General features: G+C 59.1%; 16 protein-coding genes and 1 tRNA gene. 4 read left to right on the top strand and 13 right to left on the bottom strand.

Features of this window, described 5'->3' with window-relative positions; translation table 11 throughout:
- Positions 1-23: 23 nt before the first annotated feature.
- From FD37_RS04825 to FD37_RS04815, 3 genes are read right to left on the bottom strand one after another with little or no spacing between them, the layout of a single operon-like run.
- Complete coding sequence (locus FD37_RS04825; RefSeq protein ID WP_056963850.1) at positions 24-1,007, bottom strand: DUF4097 family beta strand repeat-containing protein; 984 nt, start codon at positions 1,005-1,007, stop codon at positions 24-26.
- A gap of 2 nt (positions 1,008-1,009) precedes the next feature.
- Positions 1,010-1,648, bottom strand: coding sequence for a DUF1700 domain-containing protein (locus FD37_RS04820; RefSeq protein WP_056963848.1), 639 nt, complete (start codon positions 1,646-1,648; stop codon positions 1,010-1,012).
- Positions 1,641-1,958, bottom strand: coding sequence for a PadR family transcriptional regulator (locus FD37_RS04815; RefSeq protein ID WP_045807604.1), 318 nt, complete (start codon positions 1,956-1,958; stop codon positions 1,641-1,643). Before FD37_RS04815 ends, FD37_RS04820 begins: the two co-directional genes overlap by 8 nt.
- A gap of 248 nt (positions 1,959-2,206) precedes the next feature.
- On the opposite strand from FD37_RS04815, the gene FD37_RS04810 reads away from it, so the two are divergent.
- The 3 genes from FD37_RS04810 to FD37_RS04800 all read left to right on the top strand — a co-directional run bounded on the left by FD37_RS04810 (position 2,207) and on the right by FD37_RS04800 (position 4,990).
- On the top strand, positions 2,207-2,761 hold the full coding sequence (locus FD37_RS04810) for a cysteine hydrolase family protein (protein ID WP_056963845.1): 555 nt from the start codon (positions 2,207-2,209) through the stop codon (positions 2,759-2,761).
- A 320-nt stretch (positions 2,762-3,081) separates the two neighbouring features.
- Positions 3,082-3,924 carry a C39 family peptidase gene (locus tag FD37_RS04805; protein ID WP_056963843.1) on the top strand — a complete coding sequence of 281 codons (843 nt, stop codon included), beginning with the start codon at positions 3,082-3,084 and terminating at the stop codon, positions 3,922-3,924.
- Between the two features lie 82 nt (positions 3,925-4,006).
- Positions 4,007-4,990 carry a DUF5776 domain-containing protein gene (locus tag FD37_RS04800; RefSeq protein WP_056964126.1) on the top strand — a complete coding sequence of 328 codons (984 nt, stop codon included), beginning with the start codon at positions 4,007-4,009 and terminating at the stop codon, positions 4,988-4,990.
- A 211-nt stretch (positions 4,991-5,201) separates the two neighbouring features.
- On the opposite strand, the gene FD37_RS04795 is transcribed toward FD37_RS04800, so the two are convergent.
- A complete protein-coding gene (locus FD37_RS04795; protein WP_056963841.1) occupies positions 5,202-6,332 on the bottom strand; it encodes a glycerate kinase in 1,131 nt (376 codons plus the stop codon).
- Positions 6,333-6,355: 23 nt separating this feature from the next.
- A complete protein-coding gene (locus FD37_RS04790) occupies positions 6,356-7,336 on the bottom strand; it encodes an AMP-binding protein (protein WP_056963839.1) in 981 nt (326 codons plus the stop codon).
- Positions 7,337-7,820: 484 nt separating this feature from the next.
- Here FD37_RS04790 and FD37_RS04785 point away from each other — a divergent pair, with 484 nt between their 5' ends.
- The gene (locus FD37_RS04785; protein WP_147007683.1) at positions 7,821-9,551 is read left to right on the top strand and encodes an aryl-sulfate sulfotransferase; all 1,731 of its coding nucleotides are present in this window, start codon (positions 7,821-7,823) and stop codon (positions 9,549-9,551) included.
- Between the two features lie 77 nt (positions 9,552-9,628).
- Here the strand turns inward: FD37_RS04785 and FD37_RS04780 are convergent, their stop codons facing one another.
- The 8 genes from FD37_RS04780 to FD37_RS04745 form a co-directional block, all read right to left on the bottom strand.
- Positions 9,629-10,264 carry a M57 family metalloprotease gene (locus FD37_RS04780; protein ID WP_147007684.1) on the bottom strand — a complete coding sequence of 212 codons (636 nt, stop codon included), beginning with the start codon at positions 10,262-10,264 and terminating at the stop codon, positions 9,629-9,631.
- Between the two features lie 417 nt (positions 10,265-10,681).
- Entirely contained in the window at positions 10,682-11,374 is a 693-nt protein-coding gene (locus FD37_RS04775; RefSeq protein ID WP_045807609.1) for a matrixin family metalloprotease, read from the bottom strand.
- Positions 11,375-11,482: 108 nt separating this feature from the next.
- A complete protein-coding gene (rihA, locus tag FD37_RS04770; protein WP_056963837.1) occupies positions 11,483-12,418 on the bottom strand; it encodes a pyrimidine-specific ribonucleoside hydrolase RihA in 936 nt (311 codons plus the stop codon).
- A gap of 95 nt (positions 12,419-12,513) precedes the next feature.
- Positions 12,514-13,047, bottom strand: coding sequence for a cob(I)yrinic acid a,c-diamide adenosyltransferase (locus FD37_RS04765; RefSeq protein ID WP_056963835.1), 534 nt, complete (start codon positions 13,045-13,047; stop codon positions 12,514-12,516).
- 10 nt (positions 13,048-13,057) lie between these two features.
- Positions 13,058-15,310, bottom strand: a complete 2,253-nt coding sequence (gene nrdJ, locus FD37_RS04760; RefSeq protein WP_371862581.1) for a ribonucleoside-triphosphate reductase, adenosylcobalamin-dependent — start codon at positions 15,308-15,310, stop codon at positions 13,058-13,060.
- 262 nt (positions 15,311-15,572) lie between these two features.
- Positions 15,573-16,289, bottom strand: coding sequence for a class I SAM-dependent methyltransferase (locus FD37_RS04755; RefSeq protein WP_056963832.1), 717 nt, complete (start codon positions 16,287-16,289; stop codon positions 15,573-15,575).
- Between the two features lie 155 nt (positions 16,290-16,444).
- The gene (locus tag FD37_RS04750; RefSeq protein ID WP_056963830.1) at positions 16,445-16,786 is read right to left on the bottom strand and encodes a hypothetical protein; all 342 of its coding nucleotides are present in this window, start codon (positions 16,784-16,786) and stop codon (positions 16,445-16,447) included.
- Between the two features lie 65 nt (positions 16,787-16,851).
- A tRNA-Gln gene (locus FD37_RS04745) sits at positions 16,852-16,923 on the bottom strand.
- Positions 16,924-17,117 lie beyond the last annotated feature (194 nt).

The following is a 17,117-nucleotide window of genomic DNA, read 5'->3' as shown; positions in this document are numbered from 1 at the left end:
ATCCCCGTCAAGTCGCCGCCGACTTAACGCACCGTGATGTCGCCATCGTCGCCCACGGAGAAGGTGTACTGGACCTTGGCGTGGGGCCGAATCTGGGTCCCCGACTTGCGCGACCGGCCGAAGAGCGTGATCTCGCTATCGCTGGTCCCGTTGGCCGTGACCCCGGCATCGGCGGCGACCAGGCCAGAGAGGTCGCCCTCACTGCTGGTCACGGTCAGGTGGTGGGCCAGGTCGTTACTGCGGATGTGGACGTCCCCGTCCCCCGTGGTCACCCGACCGCCGCCCAGCTGGGTGGTGGCCAGGGTCACGTCGCCCTCGTCCGAGGCGATCAGGTTGTCGCGACTGGTAAAGCGGCTCTGCTTGACGTCCACGTCGCCGTCATCGGTGTGGAGCTGCAGCTGCGGGGCCGTGACGTTGGTCAGATACACGTCAGCATCCCCCTGCCGCAGGTCCAGCGCCTGCTTGACCGTGACGTTCTTGGCCTTAAAACTCCCCCCGGTCGGGCCGGTGATTTGCTTGAGAGTCAGGTCTTCTAGCCGGACCGTCCAGCTTTTCTGGAGCGTCACCTGCTGAACGCTGGTCCGTTGCGGGACCTCCACGATGATTCGGCCGCTGGTGTCGAAGGCCTCGTCTTCTCGCGTGATGCTGGGACCATCGAAAGTCACGTTGTGCTGGCGACTGTCACCGCCCCGGATGGTCAGCGTGTGGTCCCGGACCGTCGTGGTGACCGGTTGGCGCTTTTGGTTGAAGTTCTGTTGCTGGACCGTCACCCGGCTGACGTTGCTACGGCGAATGGTCACCGGCAGCTTGGTGTCGACCACGATTTTCTGATAGGCCGCCGGGCGGCTGGTCCGGCTGACCGTCTGGCTCACGACCAGCTTATGGTCGGCCGAATCCCACACGACGCTGCGCATCCCCTTGTGTGCGATCCCCCAACTCATCAAGATGCCCCCCACTACGATGGCCACGACACTGATGATAACATCCAATTTTTTCCGTCGTTTCATGTCTATTTCCCCCGTTTCGTTGCGTGTGACGCCTTGGATTGCGGCATCCAGCGGTCATACGCCCACTTGGCGACCTGGGCCAATCCCCGGATCAGCAGGCTCCCCAGCCAAATGGCCATCCGGGTGAGCAACCAGCTGACGCCCAGCATGATCAGGCCCAACCCTAAGTAAAAGATTCCCGTGGCTGGCACGCTAAAGAGCATTAGGAGACCAACGGCAAGCACCACGACGCCCCCGACTAGGCCCGCGAGTAACAAGCCTACCGCGGCGGCGACCAGGCCGAAGAACACGCCGGCCACCGCCACCACCATCGCAATCAAAACCAGGACGATGGGCACGGTGATGGGCGACGAGAGCAACGCCAAGATGATCAGCCAGATCATCCGCACGTTTTCCTTCGTGCCCTGCTTACCGGTCGGCGTGGTGCCCAGGTCGGCGGCCCGGTCGCTCATTTTAATGGAGTAATCGGCCAAGGCCTTGCGGGCGACCTTCTGCGGCGTGCCCAAGAGGTCCACGGCCCCCTGATAGGTGGTCACCCCGGCGTCTTCTAGATATTCGCGGTAGTACTCCACCACGTCCTGTTGTTCTGCAGTTGTCAGCTGCATCAGCAGCCGTTGCAACGTTTGGATGTAGTCATTCATCCTGATTCCCCTCCAATAGTCCCGACATCGCGGTCTTAAAATGCGTCCACTCGGTCTGTATCGTCGCCAACTGTTGCTGACCCGTCCGCGTCAAGCGGTAGTAGCGCCGGTTTCGGCCCTGATAGGCTTCGTCGTAGGTGGTCAACCAGCCGTTCTTCTTGAGCCGGCGTAACACGGGATACAGCGTCGATTCCGAGATCGGCAGGTGTTGCCGGACCTCCTGGGTCAACGCGTAGCCGTAGTAGTCCTGGCGGCTGAGCACCCCTAAAACGCACCCGTCCAGCAATTCCGTTGGTACCTGAATCGCCATGTTCTGGTCCCTCCCTCTATGCTATATGACGTATAATATCAATTTAGCCACAGTATAAGATATTAAATAGTGTCTGTCAATCACGATTAGCTTAATGGGACGATTTCCCAGGTTAAATAGCTGACCAATCCCATCAAAACCCAGGGAACCCGCGGTCGACCGCCATTATAAATATTTCGTTGAGCGGCTTCGTTGACGAAACTGGGGCCCAATCAACATACTAGTGAGCAGACGAGGAGGTCCTTTTTATGGCAACTGATCAAGCGTTACTCATCATTGACTACACCAACGACTTCGTGGCCGACCAAGGCGCCCTGACCTGTGGGCAACCGGGACAGGACCTGGCGCCGACCATCGTACAACTGGCTGACCAGATGGCCCAGCGCGGCGACTGGGTCCTGCTCCCCACGGACGTCCACACACCGCACGACCCTTACCATCCCGAAAGCAAGCTGTTCCCACCGCACAACGTTCGGGGCACCTGGGGGCGGGAGCTCTACGGGCCACTCAAGGACTGGTACGCCCAACACCAGGCCGACGCGACCGTGTGGCAGTTCGACAAGACCCGCTACAGCAGCTTTGCCGGCACCGACCTGGACCTGCGGCTGCGCGAACGGCACGTGACCACCCTGCACCTGGTCGGCGTCTGCACCGACATCTGCGTCCTGCACACCGCCGTCGATGCGTATAACCTGGGTTATCAACTGGTGATTCACCAGGACGCCGTGGCGAGCTTCGACCAGGCGGGCCACGAGTGGGCCCTGCGCCACTTCCAGAACGCTCTGGGGGCCAAGGTCATTTAAGAAAAGTGGGACAAAAGACGGTTAGCTGACGTCGTTAAGCGGAAACAGCTGTCTTTTGACGCAAACTCAGTTATTCAAAGTGTCCACGTAGCTGGCACCCCCGATTACCGTCGAACGGCTCCGGTCGTTCGGCGGTTTTTGGGTGGCCCGGTCCCTGGAACCAACCCTCGCAGGGCCGTGCCATCCGGTTACGGTCCCCTCACTGATGGCTTTTCCCCGTCAACCGCTTAATCGCGTGATGGCTAAATCATGATTGCTCCGAACTATTCACAAGACTATACTGAGGGAAGCACACCACATCCCCAAAAGGAGGAATTCCCATGCACCATCGTTTCTTGGCGGGACTCGTGGCGCTAACGGTCGGCAGCCTGCTCGGGCTCACCACCGCACACGCCGCGACCACCGCGCAACCGGTCACCTACCAGCCCGTCATTAGCCGGACGACCGTCAACTACTACACCCAAATTGGGGCGAACCAGACGCATAATTACAAAATCTACGCGACCGGGGCCGCCAAGACCAGTCAGCGCAACCTCAAGCCCATCGCGACCGGGCGGCAGTACGCCCACCGCGCCGTGCACGTCACCCGGCAGGAACGGACCGCCAAGGGGACCTGGCTCAAGGTCACGGCCAATCACGTGGTCGTCGGTTGGATCCACCAGAACGGCACCGTCAAATCTCTACATAAGCTCCACGTCCCCCTGATCGCCCAACGGCCCGAACTACCAACCGGCTGTGAGATCACCGCGACGACCATGATGCTCCAGTACGCCGGTGCCAAGGTCACCAAGATGCAGCTGGCAAAAGAGATGCCCCGCAGTCACGACCCGAATAAGGGCTTCGTGGGCAGTCCCTACTCGCCAACCGGCTGGTGGATCTACCCCAAGGGGTTAATGGGCGTGGTCCGACACCACCTGGGTAGCGCTAAAGACCTGACCGGGGCGTCGTTTGCCACGTTCCGCAAGCAGATCAACCAGGGGCACCCGGTGGTCATCTGGGTCGCCGGGGTGGACGGCTTCGTCAACCACGCCATCACCCTCAGCGGCTACAGCGCCAAGCGGGCCTACTACAACGACCCGTGGACCAAGAAGAAGACCAGCATGACCCTGTCGCAACTGGCCGGTCACCGCAAACGCGACGCTTACCGCGCCTTAAGTTACTAACCAATTATTGAAGGGGAGGATTCACGTGTTTCAGAAAAAATTACTCGCTGGGGTGCTGCTAGCCACCAGCCTGGTCACCGGCATGGGCACCGTCTCGGCGCACGCCGCTAGCGACTACTACACCACCAATCCCAAGATCATCCGGACCAAAAAGACGGTCGTCTATTACCGCGACGCCGCCCGGACGCACCGGGCCCAGACGGTCAAGAAGAACCACTACGCCAAGATCACCCAGCTGGTCACCGTTAAGGGGCACGCCCCGGCACTCAAGACCAATACAGGCAAGTACCTGACTGCGAACAAGGCCTTCGTTGCCAAGACAGCTGGTTACCAGAACCCGCAGAAGTACTACCAGGTCCATAACACGCAGATCAAGCCCTACGGCAAGGTTGGCTACACCGTCAAACGTAACTACGAGGGCATCAAGACCTGGAAGATCATGCGGCGTCTAGGAACCGCCAACGGGTATAACAAGTACAACCAGGCGACGTACAACGCCGTGAAGGCCTTCCAACGGCGTCACGGGCTCAAGGTCACGGGGAACGTGAACGAAAAGACCTGGGTCAAGCTGGGCTTCTCCAAGTCGAGCTTCAAGAGTATCGACAGCTACGTCGCTCCCCTGGGCGCCCACGCCTGGAACGGCCGCTCCGCACACATCGAGGCCATGATCCATCAGGCCTACAAGTACTTAGGCAAGCCGTACTTGGTCGGCTCGTCGTCGAAACCCATCTACGGCACGGACTGCTCGGGCCTGGCCATGCAGGCCCTCTACGCCGGCGGAATCGATCCGGCGCCGATCAGCGCGATTCACCACGCTTACCCGGGCAACGAGTGGAATTCCCGGAACCTCTGGGCCAGCAAGAAGTTCCAGCACGTGGCCTACCGCAACCGGCAACGGGGCGACCTGGTCTTCTATTACCAACCAGGAACCCACACCATCTGGCACGTGGCCATCTACCTGGGCCACAACAAGGTCATTGAAAGTTGGCCACCACGCATCATGGTCCAACCGATCAAGAACGGCCAACGCTCGGACGTCGCCGGCATCGCCCGCGTCTTCCATTAACCCGCATCATTGATCACGACACAAAGACCCCCGCAAAACCCAAACAAGTTTGCGGGGGTCTTTTACTGTTATTACGGGTTACTTAGCATACTGCATCAGGCCCTTTGGAGGGCGAATCGTTGCTCTACCGCGACCGGTGCCCCACCCCGACCTCACAAAATAACCCGGGAAATCGTGATCATTTCCCGGGTTATTTTGACTGAGATTTCCTTTATCGTTGGGTCAGCTGGAAGGCGTGCATCGCCGTCACGCCGGCCTGGGTCAGGAGCGGGGCGACCTGTGCGACGGCCTGGTCGACCGTCATGGGGGAGACGGTTGAGGAGAGGACCAGGTCAACACCGGTGCCGTAGATGGCATCGAGGTCGTCCCCGACGCTGCCGGCGATCAAGAACACCGGCAACTGTAGCTGCTTGGCCAGGCGCACCACGCCAATCGAAGCCTTGCCCATCAGTGATTGGCCGTCAATGCGGCCCTCACCGGTGAGCACCAGGTCGGCGTGGGCTAACCGGTCTTGGAAATGGGTCAACTTGAGAATCGTCGCCGTGCCGGGTTGGAGGCGCGCACCTAACACGCGCAGGCCAAAGCCGGTCCCACCAGCGGCACCATCGCCCGGACAACTCTGGGGGAAGTCGTTCTGGGCGGCCAGCGCCGCCTGGTAGTGGTCAAGATTCTGGTCCAACTCGGTCACCATGGCGGGCGTCGCGCCCTTTTGCGGACCATATACGGCCGCGGCACCAAACGGACCGGTCAAAACGTTGCTGACGTCGGTGAGGCCGATCACCGTCACGTCCGCCAGCTGGGGCGTCAACGTGCCCAGGTTGACCCGGGCCAACTGGCGCAGGCCGGCCCCGCCCCGGGGAATGGGCGTGCCGTCTGCGGTCAGCAGTTGCGCACCCAGCGCCTGCAACAGGCCACTACCGCCATCGGTGGTGCCACTCCCACCGAGGCCCAGGTAAATCGTGGTCGCACCAGCCGCCATGGCCGCGGCCATCAACTGGCCCACACCATAGGTACTGGCTGCTAAAGGGGCCAGGTCGGGCTGCACCAGGTTCAACCCAGCGGCGGCCGCCATTTCGATGATGGCCGTGTGGTGGTCGTCTAAGAGCCCCCACTGCGCCTCAACGGGCGTACCGAGGGGGCCTTCGACCGTGGTGGTCAGGGTCTGGCCACCTAAGGCCGCCAAGACGCTGGCGACCGTGCCGTCCCCACCATCCGCGATGGGCACGGTGGTCACCTCCGCCGTAGGGTCGACGCGATAAATGCCGTTGGTCAGGTACTCGCCGACCTGCTGAGAGGTCGCGCTGCCTTTGAATGAATCCGCTGCGATCACGATGTGTGTCATGCTATGCCGTCCTTTTTCCTAAATTAGCCGGTACTGCGGAACCGTGGCGTTCCCGCCAGATGGGCCCGTAAGTACCGTCCCGACTGTTCACTTCCTTTCATGATAGCCTTCTTTGCGTGATTAGTGAACCACGATCCGGCACCCACGGGCTGCCGGATCCGGTAATGGACCGCGGGCTGGGGCGTCGGGGTGGTCGGCGCGGTCATGAAATGCAGCTGGTCCACCAGCGGACTCGTCGCGAGCGTCCGTAAGAGCGTCGCTAACCGCCAGGGCCGGACACTCACGTGGGTGATCTGGTTCGTCTCGACCTGGGGCCAGAACTGCGAGGCCGTAAACGTCGGCGTCACCACCACCTGTCCCCCGCTCAACCGGGCGGCCAATAACGCGACCTGGGCCTCGCGGTGCGCCAGGGGAGTCACGACCAGGGTCCGGTCAGTGGCGGTCAGCTGATAGTCGGCAATCGCGGCCGTCACGTCGGTCGTGAGTTCGGCGTAGGTCAAGCCCACCGGACTACTCGCTTGAGGGGTCGTCACCAGGAGGGCCACGTCGGCCTCGGTCGGCGTCGCGGCCACGTTTCCGGGAACGGCCAGGTCCCGGACCAGCGTCAGCTCGTCGGTGGTGTTCAATTGAAGCCGGGTGACCGTGGTCAACGCCGTCACCGCAGCGTTTAACAGGTCGGGGGCCACGACACAGGCGGCGAAGGCCCGCTGGCGCATCAGGGCCTGCAGCCCGGCCGGCGTGGTGGTCGCGGCGACCGGCATGACCACCGCGCCCAGTTCCCAGATGGCCTGGACCAAGACGGGGTACACGGCGGAATTCGGTAAGGCGACCAGGACCACGTCGCCGTGCCCCACGTGGAGGCCGCGCAACTGATCCTTGAGTTGGTCCACGTCGGCGGCCAGCTTGCCACCGGAGAACCACCGTTGCGTGGTCTCATCCTTTAAAACGGGGGCTTGCGGCGTGCGTTGCAGGTGTTGCATTAACTTTAATGTGATTTTAGACATAGGGGAAAACTCCTTTCAAGATGGGGAGCAAGTCCCGCTCACGGGCGGGAAGACTTACTCGGGTAACGCCCGATGAGGGTACACGAATCACCGCCGGGGTGATGGCCATTGGCTGTTCCAATAGCGTACCCTAGTTATAGCATGGGGCCGGGACCCCCGTCCTAATCCTGGCGTAAGGAACAAATAAGCTTTTCTTAGAAAGGCGCGGAACCCCGCTGGCGGGGCCGTTGACTGCTCCTACGCAGGGTGCCCATTTTTTGATTAATGCGCCCAGCGGCACGCGGCCCTGCCCACCTGCTGCCATCCCGTTAGGCAACTCACCGACCCAACTTCACAGTTTCATCACATTTTTTTCATTGTTTCATTAGACTTTTGTAACAGAACTGATTTACAGCGATGGTATATTGGGAGTGTTACATAAACATTGGGGGATGTTTTGGGCCGTGGCCCAAACGCCCCCTTTTTTAATGAAGTCTATAAGGAGATGGCGCACGTGCAACGTAAACACAAACGGCTGTGGACCTTGGCAGTCGCCTCACTCGCAGTATTAACGGTCGGTCTAGCCGGCTGCTCAACCCAGAAAAAGGCTACGGCGAGCTATCAAATTAAGAACAACAAGGTCGACCTGACGACCGCCCAGATCAAGAAGAACCTGGACGTCAAGATTTTGACCACCCGTCAGGATGAACAGAAGAGTCTGACGGCCACCTACAAGGCCGCGGCACAAAACAAAAAGTATACATTTAACAACCCCTACGTGAAGGTCAACCCCTATGGGTCCTCCCCCCTGTCCGCGCTGGTGACCTTCACCACCAGTGACCCGGTCAAGGTCAGCTACACGGTCGTCGGCAAGACCGACCGGACCTCGATCACCAACACCGTCAAGGGCGGCTACACGACTAGCCACCAAGTGCCGGTCGTTGGCCTGTACGCCGACACCAACAACACGGTCAAGATCACCCAGACCACCAAGAATGGCAAGACCACGACCAAGACGCTGAAGATGCAGACGGGCTCTTTGCCGAAGTACATCAAGGACGCCACCATCACGGTCACGAATAAAGACAAGTCCAAGATGTACATTGGTAAGAATCAGCTGACCATCTTGAACCGGACCACCAAGCAACCACTAGCCGTCGACGCCGACGGGGCCGTTCGGTGGTACGACACCAACTACTCCCAACACATGATTGAGCAGTGGTCCAACGGTCACATCATGATTCTGTCCAAGAAGAACGTGGACTCCGACATCTACAACGACCTGCTGGAGACCGACTACCTGGGCCGTGTTTATAAGGAATACAGCTTCTCCGGCAAGACCAGTAGTTCCGATTCCGGCAGTATCAGCAAGGCCGCGGCTAAGGCCAACCCCGAGACCACGGTCATTCACCACGACCTGGTCGAGCTGCCCAACCACAACCTGTTAGCCACGGTTTCCGACGGCTCGAAGTATAAGGAAGACACCATGGTCGAGGTCAACTACAAGACCGGGAAGATCGTCAAGGTTATCGACATGAAGAAGCTCCTGCCGAAGTCCATGTGGAAGAACTACAAGAAGGGCGCCGACGGGAAGATCGACTGGCTGCACCAAAACGCCATCGACTACGACAAGAACGACAAGAGTATCACCATTTCCAGTCGGAACCAGGACATGATCATGAAGCTCGACTACAAGACCAACCACATCAAGTGGATCTACAGCGGCAAGAAGAAGTCCTCCTGGCCAAAGGCTTACCGGAAGTACGTGCTGACGCCGACGAAGGGCACCACCATCACCGGGGGCCAACACGGGCTCTACCTGTTGAACAACGGGAATGGCGCCAAGGCCAGCAGCGAAGACTTCATCCTGTACGACAACAACATTGCTGTGACGAACGGGAACAAGAAGACCTCGGGCAAGTACTCGCAGGCTGTCCAGTACCACGTCAACACCAAGAACATGACCATCAAGCAGACCTGGGCCTACGGGAAGTCGCTGGGCAAGGCCAACTTCACCTCCGTCATCGGGTACGCCGAGAAGCAACCGAACGGCAACGTCCTGATCGACTTTGGCTTTAAGAATGGCGGGAAAGAAAGTAACGTCATCGAAGTCACCAAGGATGGTAAGCAGGTCTTCAACCTGACGCTGAAGAACGCCGGTTCCAAGGCTTACGCCTACCGGGCTTACCGGGTTCCGTTCTACAGTTCCAGTTACCAATTTGATGCCACAAAATAACTGTTAACTAAAAACAGCGTCACTCTCACAACTTGAGAGTGACGCTGTTTTTAGTTGTCTTGGGTGGGGGAATCCCCTCACTTCGGGGGATAAAGCGACCGTAAGGCGGTCAGGTCGGCCTTGGTCAGGTCGGTATTTCCCTGATCGGTGGGATACATCACCGAGTCACGCACCTGGCTGTGTTCCAGCCCCAAGGCGTGACCCAACTCGTGAACCGCCACCGCATCGTTGAAGGCCTGAGGATAGGCCGTGTTCAGGCTGGCCGTGGCTTCGTTATAGGCGGTCGAGCCGCCGTCGTTCCAGCTCCGGATGATTTCCGGGCCCCCGTGACCCAGCTCGATTTTCCCCGTTCCCCGGGCCTTTTGGTGGTAGGCGCCGAAGGTAATCTGATTGCCCTCCAGGGTCGCCGTGCCGGGCTTCAAACGGACCAAGCCGGTGCGGTTATAGGCGGCAACGGCCGTTTCGAACACGTCCCGGCCGTCCGCCGGCAGGTTCGTGTTGAACCGATAATAGTAGGTCTTCGACAACCGGACGTTCCGTACGATGCTAAAGACCGGGGTCTTCCCGTGGCTCACCGACGTCGCCTGCGCGCCCCGTGATAACAGGCCCTCGGAGATGGTCAGCGATAGCGCCGTGTGACACCGGTCGATCAGCCGGTTCACCGGGGGAATCGCCTGACTGCGATACAGTCCCCCCATCACTAATAAAACCACCAAACAGCCCACTCCCCATAGTCGTCGTTTCCGTGTCAATTTTAGTCCCTCGCTTTACTCCTACGCCGATCACACTGGTTTCGGCGCCCGTTATACCACGAAACGGCCGCTAACGGAACTTTTTCTCACGGTTATCCGCTATGGCCGGTGTCAAACGCCGACATGACGGGGCTGTAACCGGTCACGCCGGTCGTCATCTTCGGTTGCCGCCACAACGAAAGATGATTCCACCAAAACGAGAGTGGGACAAAAGGCGGTTAGCTGGCGAGCATTAACGGCGTCAGGCGGCTAATCCCGAACTTGGATTAGCTGTCTGACGGGGTTAAGCGGAGCCAGCTGCCTTTTGGCGCACGTTTTGACACCAGATAGTCGAAAAACGAGCCTGAGACTTTTGTCCCAGACTCGCTTTAACGATTCTTATTGTCGATAGATGGCTTTCAGTCCAGCGATATCCCCGGCTGACAGCTTGCTACGACCTTGACTGATCGGATACATCACCGACGTCAACGACGAGCTGTGGTCCAGCCCCAGGGCGTGACCCAGTTCGTGGGTTGCCACGGCATTGCTAAAGGCCGCGGAGTAGTCGGCGTTCAGACTAGCTGACGCGTTGTTGGTGCTCGACGTCCCCGCCAAGGTGACCCGTTGTGTGATCTGCGGGCCCCCGTGACCCAGTTCGACCTCGGCCGAGTTCTGGGCCATTCGCTTATGGTAGACCGAGAAGGTAATCTGGTTTTGACCACTCGGCGCGGTTCCTTCCACCAGATGGACCACACCGGTCTGGTTATAGGTCGCCACGGCATGGGCGAAGACTTGCCGCCCCGCCGCCGGTAGCGTCGTACTATAACGATAGTAGTAGGTCCGCGACAGGTGGACCCCCTGGACGATGGATTCCATCGGAGTGGTGGTCCCCGTCTGACCGGTCGTGGCCACGTCCGTCTCGTTCGTCGTCAGCTGATGCAACAGCTGACCGGAGAAGACCTGGGCCAACTCGGTGCGCACGTGCTGGACCGCCGTGGTCAGTTGGGGCAGCTGCGACCCGTAGTTGCGGTAGCCGATGAACAGGGCCCCCAGCAAGACCAGGGTCCACAAGAAATGTCTTAACGCTCTCACGTGTGTTTCGCCCCCTTGTGTTCATCTTTATACCACAGTTTCGGGGGTGAACCGTACTGAAACGCGCCATTCCGTCGCAATCTTTAAGATATCGCAACCATCGCCGGCCTAATCAAAGGTCCGCAGCGAGTCCATGATGAACTGGATAAACTTTTCCCGTTGAATGCCCAACAAGACTTCCGTGTTTTTCGGTTTGCCGGTCAACTCGTAGTAGTCGCAGACCGTCTCGCCCCGGGTCAGCTCACCCGCGGTCTCGACGTCGACGTTCATGCGTTCACTGGTGAACCACTCGGGGTGGATCAGCCAGGTGATCGTGCACGGATCGTGCAGCGGTGCACCCTTGAAGCCCCACTTAGGCGCTTCGTGGTAGCGCTCGAAGAAGTTCAGCAAGCCGTAAAAGGCGTGGGCCACTGGATTATCGATTTGTGCAACGGCTTCGATCTCGGGCTTGAGAATCTGGGCCTGGTGCGTCACGTTCAGCGGCGCCATGACCAACGGAATCCCCGCGTTCATCACAATCTTGGCGGCCTCGGGATCAACGTAGATGTTGAACTCGACCGACGGCGTCCAGTTGCCCAGACCCATCGCCCCGCCCATGTAGACGATCTGTTCGATCTTCTCCTTGAGTTCGGGGTAAACCCGCAGGAACAGCGCGGCGTTGGTCATCGGGCCGGTCACGACCAGGGTCACCGGCGTGGGACTCTGCCGCAACGTCTGGGCCATCAGTTCGATGGCGGTCAGCGGTTGGACCGCAAAATCGGGATCGGGCAGGTTGGCGCCGTCCAGGCCGGACTTGCCGTGGACGTTGCCCGCCGTTTCGAGGGGCTTCAATAGCGGTGTCCGGTTCCCGCCGGCCACGGGAATTTCCTGGTGGTGCATCAACGTCAGCAGGCGCATGGCATTGTTCAGTGTCTTTTCGGGGGTCTGGTTCCCCGCCGAGGTCGTGACCGCTAAGAGGTCGATCTCGGGGTTGGCCAGGGCCAGCATCAGGGCCAGCGCGTCATCGTGGCCGGGGTCGCAATCGAGAATAATTTTGGTTGTCATCAGGTTTTAGCTCCTTTTCCAGCAAAATTGATACCGGTTTCATCGTACCACAGAAAAACCGGGCGGCCCAGAGGGGGTCGCCCGGCAAACATTGGTTAGCGTTTTTTACTCGGGACTTCCTGGTAGTCATCACGCCAGTTCACGTAACGGGCTAGGGCAAACAGAAAGTCGGATAAACGGTTCAAATACGTCAGAATCTCCGGGGCCAACGGCTGTTCCTGGTTCAGCTTGACCGCCGACCTTTCGGCACGGCGGGCCACCGTCCGCCCGTACTGGAGCGCCGCGCCGGCAGAGGTTCCGCCCGGCAGGATAAACTCCTTGATGGGCGGCAACTCAGCCATCATCTCATCGATGCGGTTCTCCAAGTCGGTCGTATCGGCCGGCACCATGACCCGGTGCCGCTTGACGCTGATATCGGCCTGCAGGTCGTACAGCTTGCGCTGGATGTCCTGCAGCTCCTGGCGTTCACTGGTGTGGGTCGTGCCCATGACGGCCACGACGTACCCCAGCCAGGATTCCAGTTCGTCCAGATTGCCCAACGCCACGATTTGGGCGTCGGTCTTGGCGACCATCCGGCCACTGACCTGCTTAGTCATTCCCTGATCACCCACGCGGGTATAAATTTTCATCGGTGGCCTCCTAGCGAATTGGGCAAGCCCCACCGGCACAGTCGGACTGGTCGACTAACTCGATGTCCTTCTGGTCGTGGTGGTTGTTCTGCAGATCGAAGACGTGGGCCACGTCACCGGTAATGGCGGCGCACTTGGCTTCGTATGTCTTGGCATCGATGGGTTCCTTCGGCGCCTGCTTGAAGCCGCTGCCGCTGTATGGCAACAGGGACGTCGACTTGGTGGTGTGCCGGTACTGCTTCAGTAGGCCCGCGATTTCATCGGCTTCTTCGGGTTGGAAGGTCACCGTGCAGCTGACCGCGTTATCGGACCAGTACGTCTGGAGGAAGGCCTGCGTCGCGAACTGTTCGGCGATCGAGACGTTCCCGGCCGAGGCGAAGTGTGGGTCGTCGGCGTTCGCCGCCTTCACGGGGAACTCGACACACATGGTGTTCTTGGTGTAAACGTCCGGTTCGATGTGGTAACCACAGGCCGCCAGTGCGGGCAACAGCGGATCGCTGTCCTGGAAACGAATCCGTTGGATCAGGTAACCGGCGTAGTGGAAGTGCATCCCCTCGGAGACGCCGGCCAACTTGGCCACCGTCCCGGATGGCTTGACCGTGGTGTGCTTGATGGACGGCTCACAGCCCAGCTCATCGGAGTAGTCCCGGTCGGCCGCAACGACCGCCTGATACAACGCGTCGACCCGCTTAACGGCCGCTTGGTTGTAGATTGGCTTGGCCACTAGGTCGCCGGTCTCGGGGTCCTTGACCTCGTTGAAGCCCGTGACGACCCGCGTCTTGAAGGTGTCGAGGATCCAGTCTTGGATTCCCGACATCGAGATCCCGATACGCCGGTTCTTTTCAATGGCCTTCCGGGAGACCTCCCAGTCGTAATCACTAAAGGTGACCCGCTTAGCGAACCGGGTTCCTAAGGCGTAGGCGTCCTCGAGCTTCCAGCCCTGGGCTTCCGCCACACCCGGGAAGACCTCAAACAGGTTGCAGGGTTCCCCGTTGCTCAGGGAAATTTCCCCACACGGGTTGGTCCCTTCGACCGCGTCGTCGATGCCGGCCTGGTAGCCATCGGCCATCCGACCATAGTGCTTCGACAATTCCAGGTTCACGATGCCGGGTTCCCCGTTTTGGGCAATTGCGTCGGCAATCGGTTGGTAATTCTTGAATTCGGAGTCGACCGCGACACTGTTGTTCGACGCCCAACGGTGGTGGTACAGCTTGTCCTTGTCCTGCTTCATGGTGATGAAGGCCTCATCGTCGGCGCCACCCAGCGCCAGTTCGGCGGAACGACGGACGTTCCCCGCGACAACGGTCTTGCCGATCAGGTTCCCCAGGTCGGTGCAGTCCACGGAGGTCAACTTCTGGCCCACCTTCTCGTTCAAGATGGTGTTGATATCAAATAACATTTCAATTAAAGGCATCGGACCCGAAGCAGTCCCGCCGAAGCCCTTGATGGGGGCATCCTTAGGCCGGATGTTCGACATGTCCAAGACCACTTGGTCGGCGTTTTCGGCATTCGTCGCATCGAAGTGGGCGTCGATCATGTTCGCGTTGGCTAAGACCCAGCCCTCCCGCGTATCGGGCAGCTCGTAGTACCGGGCGTCCTTGAGGTTGTGGGCGGCCAACCAATCGTCCTTGTCCACGGCCCCCAACTTCAGGGAGTCGTCATAGGATTGGCTGTCCCGGTCGATCAGGATCGTGAGGTCGATGGACCGGTCCACAGCCGGAATCTGCGCCACGTTAGACGGTACGACGGAGAAGCCGACACCGCCACCCTTCATTAATTGGTCGAACATGAAGGAGTAAGGCATCGAAACGGCCACCTGGTCGGGTTGTAAGTAGTCCGGCACGATGTGGCTGTGACCGTAGGCTTGGGGCCGCACTGCGATAAACCAGCAGTTGTTCAGGGCATCCCCGTTGCGGTGCTGGTAGCCGGTCCCGGAAATCCAAAGGTTCCGGCCGGACGGCGTGGCACTCAAGCCGTAAATCAGCTTAAAGAGGTTCTGGGCTTCTTCCGTTAAGGCTTGCTTGACGTCGTCACTGACGTCCGCAGCTTGTAGGCGGGGATCCAAATTGACGTTCCCTTCAACGACCCGCTTGACCGTTTCCGGCCATTCCTCGGTCCGTTGTTGGTCCGGTAACCACCGCGCGTAGGTTCGTTTATAGGTCACCCAACCGAGTTCACCCCAGTGTGGCGTGATCGTTTGTTCGACGTCTTTAATAAATTGATCTGACAGCGTAATCGGCGCTGCAGTTACCGTATTCATCATGCGAATCTCTCCCATCTCGTTTGAAACTACGCAATATATAGTAGCACCTCGGTGGTCGGTAGCACAATATATAGTTAGTTGGAAATGGGTGTTGACAGTCGCCCTTTTAGAAAAATTCGGCATTTGGACAATCACCATTTTAGCGGTTTACGGAGCGAGAACTCGCGCTTTTGCCTGGTGAACCGTTTCGGCATTAAATGGTCATTTTGCCGATTTAACTTTTTTCTGACACCACGTTCCGTTAGGTCGGTGACCGCCCTATCTAGGGGGTCGGCTTGCGCGCGGTCAGCGTCAGCGTAGGCATCCAGGGCCCACTCCACCAGCCATTGTAGCCGTTCCCGGTCACCCGAATGTCGGTGAACCCCAGACGACGCAACGCCTCGTGGTACTCCTGACAGGTGAATCCTAAGTCGACAATCACCAACCGGCCGCCCGGTTGCAGGACCCGGTTCATCTCCTGGAGACTCTCCAGGCGTCCCGTCTTGGGCTTCACGTTGTGGACGGCCAGGCTGGAGACCACCAGGTTGAACTGCTGATTCCGAAACGGCAGGTCCCGCATGTCGGCGGTCACCACACTGGCCTGCGCCGTTAAGTCCGCCGCGGCGATGCGGTCCGTCGTGGCCTGCAGCGAGTTGTGCGTCTGGTCCTGTTGCCGCCAGATATCGATGCCCGTGACGTGGCCGCCCAGGGGCAGTCGTTCGGCGATCTTCAGCATGACCAACCCGTGGCCACACCCGACGTCCAGCGCCTGTGTCTGTGCCGACAGGTCCAGCTGCGGCAGTAGGCGGTCCCAGATGACGCCCTTGCCGACCAGCGTCGTATGTAAGAAACAACCTCCTAGAACGCCATAAATCAAGGCTCCCCAGAGCCACCCCAGTTGGTGACTCCCCAGACCAACGGCTAAGCAGATTAGACTGCCCACCCCGCACACGGCGATTCCCGCCACGCCATCAATCCCATTTTCACGTACTCGTTGCATCCGCAACGCCCCCTCTCATGTACCGTTGAGTATACCCGAGGAGAGGCCAGAAACCCACTGTTTGCACGCGTTTCACGCGAATTTGCTATAATTATCCTTATACTAAAAAGGGGTGCAAGCGCCCCGTTGGCACCCCACCCCGTTTCACAAGCATCCTAATAAAAACTGCGCCAAATCCCGCTGGGGGCCACGACCCCTAACGTCAAGAGCGCTAGCCAGATTCCGACGACGGTCCAGATCAGGTAGAACCCCCATAGCGCCTTCCGGTAGCCGGGCACCCGTTCACGGCCACCCCACAACCAGAAGATCAGGTAGGCCAGTAAGGTAATCAGGCTGATGACCCCCATCATCAAGCCGCCAAACTGGACGAACGCGTCCGGGTAGGCCGGATCGTTCTGCCACACCCCAATCAGCCCTTCCCCGATGAGCCCCAGGGGACCGATCACTAATAGGAAGTTGACCAATAGTTCAAAAAATAGTGAATCACGGCGTTGCATCTGCGTCTCCTCCTCTAAGCCACAAAAAAAGTCGTTAGAACAAATTGCTCTAACGACCATTCTGATTGGGCTAGCTGGGTTCGAACCAGCGCATCACGGGATCAAAACCCGTTGCCTTACCACTTGGCTATAGCCCAATAATTGCGTCATTGATGACCCAACAGGTAATAATTTTAGCATTTCACCCGGCGGTTACGCAACCCCCTTTTTCAAAAAATTTCGAGGTGCGCGCCGGTCCCCAGCGGCGAATCAGTTGCGTCCCTCCCGCCAAACCGCTACCATGGGTTTTGAAGGTAAATCCTTATACGTCAAAAATCAATTATCAATGATT

This window comes from Levilactobacillus spicheri DSM 15429, assembly GCF_001435095.1.
GTDB classification, from domain to species: Bacteria; Bacillota; Bacilli; order Lactobacillales; family Lactobacillaceae; genus Levilactobacillus; species Levilactobacillus spicheri.
Note: the sequence above shows the minus strand (reverse complement) of the source record. Positions and strands in the feature narration are given on the sequence as shown.